This is a genomic window from Aureimonas sp. Leaf454 (assembly GCF_001424685.1).
Classification (GTDB): Bacteria; Pseudomonadota; Alphaproteobacteria; order Rhizobiales; family Rhizobiaceae; genus Plantimonas.
In genome coordinates this window covers 885139-897369 of record NZ_LMQT01000001.1, presented here as the reverse complement: position 1 = coordinate 897369, position 12231 = coordinate 885139, and the positions used below count along the sequence as shown (strand labels likewise).

The window sequence follows — 12231 nt, the reverse complement described above, 5'->3', positions numbered from 1 at the left end:
TGACGCAGCGGTTTAAAATCATGGCCCCTGATAATCCAAAGATATGGAAAATGTCAGGACGGCTACAAAATCGCCGATTGCAAGGACCACGCCGCGCAATCGCCCTCTCGAACTGTCCATGTCCGACATGAACCCGGCTCGAACCTCGTCGGTCTCCCCAGATGGACCTGGAACGCGTTCGCCGTTCGCGGGCCGTGCGAACGCGACGGTCTCCCGATCCGGTGGCTCCGCCTTTCGCCTTCCGCGTTGTGGAGAAGAGAACGTTCCAGGTGCCGATATCGGTGACGCTCGCGGCGTTTCGTGCGTCGGTCGACAGCGGCGCGGCAACTGGGAGACGACGATTTCGCATCGGCTCGTCGGCACTCCATCGCGATCGACGACGTCGCAGCGGACTTGCCTCGGCGACATTTGGATTAGGTATCATCGGATCCTTCACATCATCCCGCGGTCCTCCCGCGTTCTCGAGGGTCAAATGATCGAGCTTTCCATCAACGGCCAGCGCCACAGCGTCGACGTTCCCGAGGACATGCCGCTCCTCTGGGTCCTGCGCGACGTCGTCGGTATGACGGGCACCAAATTCGGCTGCGGCGTCGCGCAATGCGGGGCCTGCACGGTGCATGTCGACGGCGAGGCGGTCCGGTCCTGCGTCACGCCCGTCTCCACGGTCGGCACGTCAGCCGTCACCACCATCGAGGCGGTCGGCGAGACCGATGCGGGCCGAAAGGTCCAGGCGGCCTGGCTGGACCATCAGGTCGTCCAATGCGGCTACTGCCAGAGCGGGCAGATCATGTCGGCCTCGGCGCTCCTGTCCCAAAATCCAGCGCCGGACGATGCGGCCATCGACGAGGCCATGTCGGGAAACATCTGCCGCTGCGGGACCTATCCGCGCATCCGTGAAGCCATCAAGACGGCCGCCCGGGCCTGATCGGAAGGAAGCGAACCATGGGGGAGTCCCTTCAAGCCGCTTTTCGGAGCGCCGCGCCGGTCAGCCGGACGAACGTCACGCGCCGCAGCCTTCTCGGCGGCGGCCTCACCATCGCCTTCGCCGTCTCGCCGCTCGGCCGCAAGGTCTGGGCGCAGGGCGGCGAGCAGCCGAGCCTTCGCGCCATCGAAGGACAGGTTGAGGGCGGCGACACCGGCGACGCCTTCCAGGGTTTCGCGCCCGGCGGCTTCGTGCGCATCAGCCCGACGGGGGAGATCTCCCTCCTCATCCCCAACATCGAAATGGGACAGGGCATCCACACCGCCGAGGCCATGCTAATCGCCGAGGAACTGGAAGTCGGCCTCGACCAGGTCGTCGTGTTGCCGGCCCCGCCGAACGAGGACCTCTACAAGCAGCCTCTCCTGCAATCCCAGACGACCGGCGGGTCCACCTCCATCCGGTCGACCTGGGGTCCCCTGCGGGAGGCTGGCGCCGTGGCGCGCATGCTCCTCGTCGGTGCCGCGGCACAGCGCTGGGGCGTCGATCCCGCCGCTCTCCAAGTGGCCCGTGGCACGGTCTCGCACGCCGACAGCAACCGCTCCGCGACCTATGCCGAGCTCGTCGAGGATGCCGCCAAGCTGCCGCTCCCGCAGAACGTGGCGCTGAAGGATCCCGCACGCTTCACCCTGATCGGCACGCCCGCCGCTCGCGTCGAGGGCCGTTCGAAGACCGACGGAACCGCGATCTTCGGCATCGACGTCAAGGTCGAGGGCATGAAGGTCGCCACCGTCGTGGCCTGCCCGGTCTTCGGCGGGACGCTCGGGACGGTCGACGAGACGGGAGCGCGCGCCGTCCCCGGCGTGCGTGACATCGTGAAGCTGAAGAACGCCGTCGCCGTCACCGGCGATCATTACTGGGCGGCGCGCCAGGGTGTCGATGCGCTGGAGATCCAGTGGGGCGAAGGTCAGAATTCCGGCCTCGGCACGGATGCGCTCTTCGCGGACCTGAAGACGGCGTCCGAAACCGGCAAGCCCGTCCTCGCCAAGCAGGAGGGCGATGCCGTCGCCGCCTTCGCCGGCGCGGCGAAGAAGGTCGAGGCGGTCTATCAGCTGCCCTTCCTCGCCCACGCGACGATGGAGCCGATCAACTGCCTCGTCCATGTGCGCGAGGGCGAGGCGGAGATCTGGTGCGGCACGCAGGTGCCGACCGCGGCGCAGGCGCTCGCGGCCAAGATCCTCGGCCTCCCCGTGGAGAAGGTCACGCTCCACAACCAGCTGATCGGCGGGGGCTTCGGGCGGCGGCTGGAGGCCGACTATGTGGGACAGGCCGTCGAGATCGCCCGGCAGGTGGATTATCCGGTGAAGGTCGTCTGGTCGCGCGAGGAGGATTTCAGCCACGATCTCTACCGCCCGGCCTATTATGACCGGATCTCGGCCGGTCTCGGCGAGGACGGCAAGCCCGTCGCCTGGATCGACCACGTCACGGGCGGCTCGGTTCTCGGCAGCTACCTGCCGACCGGCCTGCCGGACGGGACGCTTGATTCGGACGCCGTGGAAGGCGCGGCCGAGCCGCCCTATGCCTTCCCGACGCTCCTCGTCGACTGGGTTCGCAAGGATCCGCCGGTGCCGGTCAGCTGGTGGCGCGGAGTCGGGCCGACGCACAACGTCTTCGTGGTGGAAAGCTTCATGGACGAGCTCGCGCTTGCGGCCGGCGTCGATCCCGTGGCCTACCGCCTGTCGCTGCTCGGCGCCAACCCGCGCGCGGCCAACGTGTTGACGCTCGCCTCGGAGAAGGCCGGCTGGGGCACCTGGAAACCCGGCAAGGGCGAGGGGCGCGGCGTCGCGCTGCACCTGTCCTTCGGCAGCTACATCGCCGTCGTCCTCGATATCGCCATGACGGCCGACGGTTCGGTCCAGCTGAAGCGCGCCGTCGCGGCGGTGGATTGCGGCCATGTCGTCAATCCCAACGTCGTGGAGGCGCAGGTCGAGGGCGGATTGCTCTTCGGCCTCTCCGCCGCGCTCTACAACGGGATCACCTTCGAGGGCGGCCGCGTGCAGCAGACGAGCTTCGACGAATACGGCCAGCTGCGCATGAACGAGAGCATCCCCGTGGACGTGCACATCGTGGAGAGCCGCGAGGAGCCGGGCGGCATGGGCGAGACGGCGACCGTCTCGGCCGCGCCGGCGCTCGGCAACGCAATCTTCGCGGCGACGGGCAAGCGGCTGCGAAACCTGCCCTTCGTCCCGGCCTTGTCCTCGGGCAGCTGAGGGCAACGGCTCGGGCGCGGATCTATCCCGCCCGAGCCGCGATACGTCAAGCCAGGCCGAGGAAGGCGGCGGTCTGAGGATCGACGGGGATCCCGTCGCGCGCGCGGTCGGCCTCGACCTGCCATTCCCGATCGCCGGGCGCCATGACGTTCCCGCCCTCGCGCGGCGGCACGGCGCGGAGCGCGCCGAGATAGGCGGCCATTCCCGCCGCGAAGAGCGCGGCGCCGCCGAACTTCTCGGGATCGATCGCGAGGAAGAAGTGCCCCATGCCGCGCGGCGTCGTGATCTCGGTCGGATGGTCCATCTGGATGAAATCCTGATCGAGCGTCGCGCCCTGGAGCACGCCGGAAAGGATCGACGCCAGGCCCGCCAGCGCCGCGCCCTTGAAGCCGAAATCCGCGCCGCCGAGCGGCAGGAGCATCCGCGTCGCCTCGGGGTCGCGCGTCGTCTCTCCCGCGGCATCGGCCGCGACGCCGGGTGGAAGCTGGAGCCCGAGCGTTCGGTAGAGGAAGACGCGGTTCAGCGGGATCGAGGAGGTCGCCATATCGAGGAGCCAGGGCTTCTCGGCTCCGCTCGGCGCTGCGAAGGCGAGGGGATTGGTCCCGTGGAAGGGCTCGGCGCCCTCGAACAGCGTCACGCAGGAATCGGTGTTGGTGGTGGCGAAACCGATCATCCCGGCTTCGGCGGCGGCGAGCGCATAGGCGCCGGCCGCGCCGTAATGCGACGAGCGGACCGCACCGACCGCGCCGATGCCGGCTTCCCGCGCGATCGAGATCGCCTCGGCCATGGCGGCGTAGCCGGTGCGGTGACCGAGCCCGTTATCGCCGTCGACGACGGCGGTCGCCGCGGCCGTGCGCCGGACGGTGAGGTTCGGGCATGGATTGACCCGGCCGCCGCCCATGACCCTGGCATAGTGGACGACCAGGCGGACGCCATGGCTGTCGACGCCGAGCCGCGAGGCGTGCATCAGCGCGCGCGTGCACGCCTCCACCGATGGCGCATCGGCGCCGGCCGCTTCCAAGGCGCCGCGCAGGCGGCTTTCGAGGATGTCGGCGGGAACGAGGATCGGCTGCGTCATGCTCTGGGTCCGTTCGGCAAAAAGCGATAAGGGCGGCATCTCTGATCATTCCGGACGCCGGAGCAAGGGTCGGATCCTCGCCCGGCTGACGCGAGGGCCGGCTTCGGGCTTTCGTTTGCGCCAGAAATCGTTAGAACGCGACTTCGTATCAGCGGTCTTTCCGGTTTCGGCAGGCCGATGCGCCCGGCCGTGCGGGCGCTCCGAAACAGGAACGAGCCGCCGTCCTCCGCTCCGGCGCGGCCGTCGCAAGGGTTCGAGGTGACGCCAGGCATGAGTGACGAGAGCTTCTTTCGCGAGGTCAACGAGGAGATCCGCCACGAGCGCACGCGTGCGCTCTGGGCCCGTTTCGGCCGAGCGCTGATCGCGATCGCGATCCTCGCCGTGCTCGCGACCGGCGGCTGGGTCGCGTGGAAGGCCTGGCAGGAACGGCAGGCCAACGCGTCGGGCGACCGGTATCTTTCGGCGCTCGACCTCGCCTCGGCGGGCAATCTGACCGCCGCCGTCCAGCAGCTCGAAGAACTGACGCAGGATGGTTACGGGGCCTATCCCAATCTCGCCCGCATGCGGATCGCGACGGTTCGCGTCGCCGAGGGCGACACGGGCGCGGCGGTCGCCGCGCTCGACGGCATCGCCAACGACGCCAAGACGCCGCAGCCGATGCGCGATATGGCCGCCATCCGTGCGGCCTACATCCTCGTTGATTCCGGCACGCTCGACGACGTTCGCGCGCGGGCCGAGCGTCTGACGGGCGATGCGGAGGCGCTGCGCTCCGCCGCGCGCGAGACGCTCGGTCTCGCCAGCTGGAAGGCCGGCGACAACGAGGCGGCCAAGGGCTTCTTCCAACAGATCCGCGACGACGGCGGCGCGCCCGCCGGCATCGCGCTTCGCGCCGGCCTGATGCTCGAGATGATCGCGGCCGGCAGCCAGCCGCCGACGGCGTCGGCGGCGGCGACATCCGACGCCGCCCCGGCCGCGTCCGATGCCGCATCGGTTGCGGCGGAGACGCCGGCGTCCGCCGAGACCGCGACGCCCGTTCCCGCCGAAGCCACGCCGACGACGCCTGCAGCTGCCACGCCGCCCGCGACCGCACCGGCGACGGCTGCACCGGTCCCGAGCGAGACGCCGGCACCGGCCGAATCCGGGACCGCCCCCAGCACGCCTGCCGCGCCTCCGGCTCCCGCCGTCGCACCGGCCGCGCCCTCGACACCGCCGTCCTGATCGCTTTCAGGTCTTCCATATCGGCTTCGCTCTGGCTTTTCTGCGGGGGCCTGCGATCCTCACTTTTCTGCCGGAGCCGCGCCTCATGGTCACCATCGCCATCATCGGCCGACCCAATGTCGGTAAGTCGACCCTCTTCAACCGCCTCGTGGGCAAGAAGCTCGCGCTGGTGGACGACCGCCCCGGCGTGACGCGGGACCGCCGCGTCGGAGAGGCCTCGCTGCTCGACCTCGAGTTCGAGATCGTCGATACGGCCGGTCTCGAGGAAGCGGTGGACGACACGCTGGAAGGCCGCATGCGGGCGCAGACCGAGCGGGCGATCGACATGGCCGATCTGTCGCTCTTCATGGTCGACGCCAAGAGCGGCATCACCCCCCAGGATCAGGCTTTCGGCGAACTGCTGCGCAAGCGCGGGCGGCCGGTTCTCCTCGTCGCCAACAAGTCGGAGGCCAAAGGGTCGGATTCCGGCTTCTACGATGCCTATTCTCTCGGCCTCGGCGAGCCTGTTCCGATCTCGGCCGAACATGGCGAGGGCATGGGCGATCTTCGCGACGCGATCGTGGGCGCGCTCGGCGAGGCGGCGTTCGAGGAGCCGGAGGCGGAAGCCGCGCCGGATGCCGTCGCCGACACGGAGATCGAGTTCGACGAGGACGAGCCGATCGAGTCCTACGACGCGACCAAGCCGATGCGGATCGCGATCGTTGGACGTCCGAATGCCGGCAAGTCGACGATGATCAACCGCTTCCTCGGCGAGGACCGGCTTCTGACCGGCCCGGAAGCCGGCATCACGCGCGACTCCATTTCGGTCGAGTGGGACTGGCGCGGTCGCCGGGTCAAGATGTTCGACACGGCCGGCATGCGCCGGCGCGCCAAGGTGCAGGAGAAGCTGGAGAAGCTGTCGGTCGCCGATGCGCTGCGGGCGATCCGCTTCGCCGAGGTCGTCGTCGTCGTCTTCGACGCGACCATTCCCTTCGAGCGCCAAGATCTCTCGATCGCCGATCTCATCATGCGCGAGGGCCGCGCGCCGGTGATCGCCTTCAACAAGTGGGATCTCGTGGAAGACCGCCAGGCGGTCCTGGCGGATCTGCGCGAGAAGACCGAACGGCTCCTGCCGCAGGCGCGCGGCATCCAGGCCGTGCCGGTCTCCGGCGAGACGGGCGAGGGGCTCGACCGGCTGATGCAGGCGATCATGGCGACGCACGAGACCTGGAACAAGCGCATCTCGACGGCCAAGCTGAACCAGTGGCTGGAGCGCGTCGTCGGGCATCATCCGCCGCCGGCGGTCGCGGGCCGCCGCGTCAACATCAAGTATATGACGCAAGTGAAGAGCCGCCCGCCGACCTTCATGATCTCGACGACGCGTCCCGAAGCGCTCGGCACGTCCTACACGCGCTATCTCGTGAACAATCTACGGGAGAGCTTCGGCCTCGGCGGCGTTCCCATCCGGCTCGGCCTGCGCAAGCCGGACAACCCGTTCGCCGGCCGCGCCAAGAAGTACACCTGAACCCGCCTTACGAATTTCCGAATGTTTTCAACCCGCGTTAACCAAGCGACAAGGTTAACGAAACATACTCGCATCGATCGGTGGAACGAAGCGGGTATCGGGGCATGGACAAGACGGCGAAGCGTCCCCGGGCGATGGGTCGGACAAACGGGCGGACGGCACTACAGAGACTGGGCCTCGTCCTTTGCGCGGGGCTTGCCTTCCTTCCCGCGACGACCGGAGAGGTCGCGCTGCAGGACATGACGAGCCTCATCGAGGGGGCGCGGTCTCAGGCCCGATGGCAGGCGACCTTCGTCCCGTCGCCGGCCGGTTCGATCGAGACCGCCAAGCTCGCCTTCGCCGACGCGGCCGATCGTTCGCGCCTGCCGCGCGGCGCCGGACTGTCCACCGGCAAGGACGTCTATACGCTCGACACGGTTCGCGAGAGCTTCGACACGCCCGACGAGACGCGGGTGAACCGCCGCGAGAAGGGGAGCCGAGTCCTCGCGGCGACGCCGCTTTCGCTGCCGAAGGCCTTCAGCGCCGGCTCGATTCTGGAGCGCCAGAGCCTCTTGCGGCCGGTCGTCTCGACGGGCGTCGCCGGCCTGATGCCCGCGAGCGCCCGGCCGGTCGCCTCCGACCGTGCCGTTCAAGTCGCCATGGCCTTCTCGCCGCGTCCGGACGCGGGAGCGCCGCTGCCGGGCGGAACGCCCGACCGCGTCATGATCGCCGCGATCGAATCGCGCAAGGGCGGACGTCTTTCCAAGCCTAAGGCCAGCGTCGTTGCGAAGGCCGAGACCGTCGAGATGGCTTCGCTGGCGCCGGCCGACGGCGTGTCAGCGCTCGGCTACGCGCCCGCCGAACCCGCAGCCAATCCTGCGGCCGCCCTGTTCGGCCGCATTCTCGGCACCCAGGGCAACGGGACGGGTTTCGTGCCGCCGCTCGGCAAGGGCGATCACGCCTGGGCCGCGACGCCGCTGCCGCCGTCGGCCTATTCAGGCAAGGAGCAGACCTGCCTCGCCACCGGCATCTATTTCGAAGCCCGCGGCGAATCGGAGGAGGGCCAGGCCGCCGTCGCGCAGGTGATCCTCAACCGCGTGCGCAACCCGACCTATCCCAAAACGATCTGCGGCGTCGTCTACCAGAACAAGTCCTGGCGCAACCGCTGCCAGTTCTCCTTCGCCTGCGACGCCTACAAGGACCGGATCCTCAACAAGCGGGCCTATGCCCGGGCCAAGGATGTCGCGGACAAGGTGACGCGCGGCGAGATCTGGCTGGCCGATGTCGGGTCGTCGACGCATTACCACGCCACCTATGTCGCGCCGCGCTGGGCGAAGGCGATGCAGAAGGTCGACAAGATCGGCCGGCACATCTTCTACCGCACCTATGGCGGCGGCTGGAACTGAGGGTTCTGCGGCCGGGTTGACCCTCGCGTCGCTTCGAGCTTGATGGCCGGGCGAGCAAAGGGAAGGGCCGAGCCATGAGCGACCAGCGTCCGGAGACGAGCCTGCCGAGCGACCAGGCCGAGGCCGAGCTCCTCGCGCGCCGGCGAACGCTCGAAGCGCGGCTCGCCGCGCAGCGTCTGGCCGCCAAGCCCGCGTCCGAAGGCCCCGGCACGACCATGCGGGGGGCGGCGGACGGCATGAAGCTCGCCAGCGAGTTCGTCGCGGGCGTGCTGGCGGGAGCGGGAATCGGCTACCTCATCGACCGGATCGCAGGCACGCAACCCTTCGGTCTCGTCATCTTCCTGCTGCTGGGATTTGCCGCCGGCGTCCTCAACGTCTTGCGCTCGATCGGAAAAGCGCCGCAGCCGAGGACCGGCGCCGTGCCGCGCCCCGACGCGGACGCGAGGACGGACACATCCCCGGTCAAAAGGCCGGACCTTGAGGAAAAGCACGGGGATCGACGGGATTAGCTCGATAACGAGGCCAAGAAACGGTTGCGCATGCGAAACCTTGCGGCTATGGCAGGGCGGCTCCGTCAAGGGGGCACGAGGGCTCCGCCGGGAGCCTGCCGTAGCTGAAGGGCAGTGAAGTTTGGCCAACGACCCGCTCCACCAATTCGTGATTCAGAAGCTGGTGCCGATCGAGATCGGCGGGCTCGACTTCTCCTTTACCAATTCGTCGCTCTTCATGGTGGCGACGACGGCGGTCGCGGCCGGCTTCCTCTACTGGGCGACCGGCAATCGCGCGCTCGTCCCGAACCGCACCCAGTCGGTCGCGGAGATGAGCTACGAGTTCATCGCCAACATGCTGCGCGATGCGGCAGGGAAGTCGGGGATGCACTTCTTCCCCTTCGTGTTCTCGCTCTTCATGTTCGTGCTGGTGGCCAATCTCCTCGGCATGTTCCCCTATTTCTTCACCGTGACGAGCCACATCATCGTCACCTTCGCCTTGGCGCTTCTCGTCATTGGCACGGTGGTCTTCTACGGCATCGCCAAGCACGGGCTGTCCTGGTTCAAGCTGTTCGTTCCGCACGGCGTGCCCGGCGTCATCCTGCCCTTCGTGGTGCTGATCGAGGTGATCTCGTTTCTGTCCCGCCCGATTTCGTTGTCGGTTCGTCTGTTCGCCAACATGCTGGCGGGCCACATCACGCTGAAGGTCTTCGCGGGCTTCGTCGTGTCGCTGTCGGCGCTGGGCGCGGTCGGCGTCGGTGGCGCGATCCTGCCGATGATCATGACGGTGGCGCTGACCGGGCTTGAATTCCTGGTGGCTTTCCTCCAGGCCTACGTCTTCGCGGTCCTGACCTGCATGTACCTCAACGACGCGGTGCATCCGCACCACTGATCGCTCTCGTACGTCGCGGGTGCCCGCCGGGTCCTCGCGTCTTCCAACCGCCCACCCAAGCCAACAGTTCCAGATAAGGAGAATCCCATGGACGCGGAAGCTGCACGTTACATCGGCGCTGGTCTCGCCTGCTTCGGCATGGCCGGTACGGCCCTCGGCCTCGGCAACATGTTCGCCCAGTACCTCGCCGGCGCGCTGCGCAACCCCTCGGCCGCCGACGGCCAGTTCGGCCGCCTCATCTTCGGCTTCGCCGTCACGGAAGCGCTCGGCATCTTCTCGCTGCTCGTCGCGCTGCTCCTTCTCTTCGCGGTCTGATCGCGGACAGAACCACCTGATCAGCCGGCCGAGCGGGCGAAACGCCCCCGGCCGGCACATTTTCGCCGGAGATAAGACCCCATGTTCGTGACCGCGGCCTACGCGCAGACAGAAGCCCCCGCGAGCGGGCATCCCGAACTGCCGGGTCTCGAGTCCGAGATTCATGGCGAACTCACCGAGCAGGGTGCTGGCCACAGCGCCGTGTTCCCGCCGATGGACGCCCAATATTTTCCCTCGCAGCTCCTGTGGCTCGCGATCAGCTTCGGCCTCTTCTACTTCCTCCTGAAGAGGGCCATCCTGCCGCGCCTCGGCGGCATCATCGAGAATCGCCGCGACCGCATCGCCCTCGACATCGAGGCGGCGGAGCACATGAAGGCGGAGGCCGATCGCGCCCATGCCGCCTACGAGACGGAACTTGCCGGAGCCCGCGAGCGGTCGCACAAGATCGCCATCGAGGCCCGCGAGGCCGCCAAGGCGGAAGCCGATGCCGAGCGCGCCCGCATCGAGAGAGATCTCGACGCCAAGCTCGAAACCGCCCGCCTTCGCATCGAAGAGATCAAGCAGAGCGCGCTCGCCGATGTCGGCGCGATCGCGGAAACCGCGACCCAGACGATCGTTTCCACCGTCGCCGGCCTCGATGCGTCGCCGGACGAGGTTGCCGGTGCCGTCCGCGCGGTTCGGGCGTAAGGAGAAGCGACCATGGCGATCGACAACACGTTCTGGGCCTTCGTCGCCCTCATCCTCTTCCTGATCCTCCTCTGCTATTTCAAGGTGCCGGGGATGATCACCAAGGCGCTCGACGCCCGTGCCGCCCGCATCCGCAAGGATCTGGACGAGGCGCGTTCCCTGAAGGACGAGGCGAAGGCGCAGCTGGCCGAATATCAGCGTCGTCGTCAGGAGGCCGAGACCGAGGCCCGCGAGATCGTCGAAGGCGCACGCCGCGAAGCCGCCGGCCTCCTGCAGGAGGCCAAGGCCAAGAGCGAGGACTACGTGACGCGCCGCGCGGCCATGGCCGAGCTGAAGATCAGCCAGGCCGAAGCCGACGCCATCGCGGAGGTCCGCGCCTCGGCGGTGGACATCGCGGTCGCCGCCGCCACCAAGATCATCGTCGATCGCAACGCAGCCGGACAGAGCAGCCGGCTTCTCGATCAGTCGATCCAGGACGTGCGCCAGCAGCTCAACTGATTTAGAACGAATTGTATTGCAAACGCCGTGGCCGAGAGGCCGCGGCGTTTTGCGTTGGGCCCTGATCCGCGCCGCCCCTGTTCGCAACAGACGTGCCGAACAGTGCCGGCGCCGAGGCGCGGGTCGGGCGGGGTCGGACGGTCCCGTGCCCGCGCGCGCCGCCGTCAGTCGAAGGACAGCGAGCCCTGGCGGAGCGGTCCGAAGGTCATGCGGTGGTACGGGCAGGGGCCGTGGTGGCCGAGCGCAAGGCGGTGCTCGGCGGTGCCGTATCCCATGTGGCGGCTGAAGCCGTAGAGGGGAAAGGCGCGGCAGAGGTTTCGCATCATGCGGTCGCGCGTCACCTTGGCCACGATCGAAGCGGCTGCGATCGACAGGGAGCGGGCGTCTCCCTCGATGACGGCGGTGCCGCGCGTCGTCCAGGCGGCGGGGACGTCCCGGCCGTCGACGAGGGCGTGGCAGGGGGTGTGGTCGAGGCCGGCCAAGGCCCTCGTCATCGCGAGAAGCGTCGCTTGCCGGATGTTGATGCGATCGATCTCGGCGGCGCTCGCGGAGGCGACGGAGACGCGGGCGCTGGCGAGGATCTCGGCGAAGAGGCGCTCGCGCTCGGCGGCGGTAAGTTGCTTGGAATCGTTCAGCCCGGACGGCATGCGCAGAGGATCGAGGATCACGGCGGCCGCGACGACGGGGCCGGCCAGCGGTCCGCGCCCGGCTTCGTCGACGCCGGCCACATGGCGGGCGCCGAGGTCGAGACGTTCGACCTCGATCTGAAAATCGGGAGCGCCGGCCGGAGCGGACGGTTTCCGGGACCTCGACGGCGGCGGGCCGGGACGCGCGGATGCCGGTGAGCCGGCGGCCGGTGCGGCGGACAACCTTCGCTTGGCCGTGGACGAACGGACGGCGCTCTTCGACGTCGCCGGATCGACCTGCGTTGAGACCGCCCCGGCGGGACCGGCCTTTCGTTCAACGTCGTCGGGCAT

Annotated in this window: 12 protein-coding genes; 10 read left to right on the top strand and 2 right to left on the bottom strand. The window is 68.6% G+C overall.

The features are described from left to right. Positions 1-472 precede the first annotated feature (472 nt). Together ASG43_RS04045 and ASG43_RS04040 are read left to right on the top strand one after the other, a co-directional pair. Entirely contained in the window at positions 473-925 is a 453-nt protein-coding gene (locus ASG43_RS04045; RefSeq protein ID WP_056500397.1) for a (2Fe-2S)-binding protein, read from the top strand. 17 nt (positions 926-942) lie between these two features. After that, positions 943-3189: a xanthine dehydrogenase family protein molybdopterin-binding subunit gene (locus ASG43_RS04040; protein ID WP_056500395.1), complete on the top strand. Its 2247-nt coding sequence runs from the start codon at positions 943-945 to the stop codon at positions 3187-3189. 46 nt (positions 3190-3235) lie between these two features. On the opposite strand, the gene ASG43_RS04035 is transcribed toward ASG43_RS04040, so the two are convergent. After that, on the bottom strand, positions 3236-4267 hold the full coding sequence (locus tag ASG43_RS04035) for an Ldh family oxidoreductase (RefSeq protein WP_056500392.1): 1032 nt from the start codon (positions 4265-4267) through the stop codon (positions 3236-3238). 270 nt (positions 4268-4537) lie between these two features. Here ASG43_RS04035 and ASG43_RS04030 point away from each other — a divergent pair, with 270 nt between their 5' ends. The 8 genes from ASG43_RS04030 to ASG43_RS03995 all read left to right on the top strand — a co-directional run bounded on the left by ASG43_RS04030 (position 4538) and on the right by ASG43_RS03995 (position 11254). Further along, positions 4538-5485 (top strand): tetratricopeptide repeat protein, encoded by a 948-nt coding sequence (locus ASG43_RS04030; protein WP_162244669.1) that lies wholly within the window; start codon positions 4538-4540, stop codon positions 5483-5485. Between the two features lie 85 nt (positions 5486-5570). Next, positions 5571-6989 carry a ribosome biogenesis GTPase Der gene (gene der, locus ASG43_RS04025; RefSeq protein ID WP_056500391.1) on the top strand — a complete coding sequence of 473 codons (1419 nt, stop codon included), beginning with the start codon at positions 5571-5573 and terminating at the stop codon, positions 6987-6989. A gap of 104 nt (positions 6990-7093) precedes the next feature. Next, a complete protein-coding gene (locus tag ASG43_RS04020) occupies positions 7094-8374 on the top strand; it encodes a cell wall hydrolase (protein ID WP_056500387.1) in 1281 nt (426 codons plus the stop codon). A gap of 74 nt (positions 8375-8448) precedes the next feature. Beyond that, entirely contained in the window at positions 8449-8883 is a 435-nt protein-coding gene (locus ASG43_RS04015; RefSeq protein WP_056500383.1) for an AtpZ/AtpI family protein, read from the top strand. Between the two features lie 121 nt (positions 8884-9004). Next, positions 9005-9754, top strand: a complete 750-nt coding sequence (locus ASG43_RS04010) for a F0F1 ATP synthase subunit A (RefSeq protein ID WP_056500381.1) — start codon at positions 9005-9007, stop codon at positions 9752-9754. 87 nt (positions 9755-9841) lie between these two features. After that, positions 9842-10069: a F0F1 ATP synthase subunit C gene (locus ASG43_RS04005; protein ID WP_056500380.1), complete on the top strand. Its 228-nt coding sequence runs from the start codon at positions 9842-9844 to the stop codon at positions 10067-10069. Positions 10070-10150: 81 nt separating this feature from the next. After that, entirely contained in the window at positions 10151-10756 is a 606-nt protein-coding gene (locus tag ASG43_RS04000; RefSeq protein WP_056500377.1) for a F0F1 ATP synthase subunit B, read from the top strand. Positions 10757-10768: 12 nt separating this feature from the next. Beyond that, positions 10769-11254 (top strand): F0F1 ATP synthase subunit B, encoded by a 486-nt coding sequence (locus ASG43_RS03995; RefSeq protein ID WP_348271061.1) that lies wholly within the window; start codon positions 10769-10771, stop codon positions 11252-11254. A 164-nt stretch (positions 11255-11418) separates the two neighbouring features. Here ASG43_RS03995 and ASG43_RS03990 read toward each other — a convergent pair whose 3' ends face one another. Then, positions 11419-12018: a ribonuclease HII gene (locus ASG43_RS03990; RefSeq protein WP_244487981.1), complete on the bottom strand. Its 600-nt coding sequence runs from the start codon at positions 12016-12018 to the stop codon at positions 11419-11421. Between the last annotated feature and the right edge of the window lie 213 nt (positions 12019-12231).

Bases quoted from the DNA above. Each gene is read 5' to 3' on its own strand.
- ASG43_RS04040 (WP_056500395.1), top strand. From the start codon at position 943: ATGGGGGAGTCCCTTCAAGCCGCTTTTCGGAGCGCCGCGCCGGTCAGC.
- ASG43_RS04045 (WP_056500397.1), top strand. From the start codon at position 473: ATGATCGAGCTTTCCATCAACGGCCAGCGCCACAGCGTCGACGTTCCC.
- der (WP_056500391.1), top strand. From the start codon at position 5,571: ATGGTCACCATCGCCATCATCGGCCGACCCAATGTCGGTAAGTCGACC.
- ASG43_RS03995 (WP_348271061.1), top strand. From the start codon at position 10,769: ATGGCGATCGACAACACGTTCTGGGCCTTCGTCGCCCTCATCCTCTTC.
- ASG43_RS04035 (WP_056500392.1), bottom strand. From the start codon at position 4,267: ATGACGCAGCCGATCCTCGTTCCCGCCGACATCCTCGAAAGCCGCCTG.
- ASG43_RS04020 (WP_056500387.1), top strand. From the start codon at position 7,094: ATGGACAAGACGGCGAAGCGTCCCCGGGCGATGGGTCGGACAAACGGG.
- ASG43_RS04005 (WP_056500380.1), top strand. From the start codon at position 9,842: ATGGACGCGGAAGCTGCACGTTACATCGGCGCTGGTCTCGCCTGCTTC.
- ASG43_RS04030 (WP_162244669.1), top strand. From the start codon at position 4,538: ATGAGTGACGAGAGCTTCTTTCGCGAGGTCAACGAGGAGATCCGCCAC.
- ASG43_RS04000 (WP_056500377.1), top strand. From the start codon at position 10,151: ATGTTCGTGACCGCGGCCTACGCGCAGACAGAAGCCCCCGCGAGCGGG.
- ASG43_RS04015 (WP_056500383.1), top strand. From the start codon at position 8,449: ATGAGCGACCAGCGTCCGGAGACGAGCCTGCCGAGCGACCAGGCCGAG.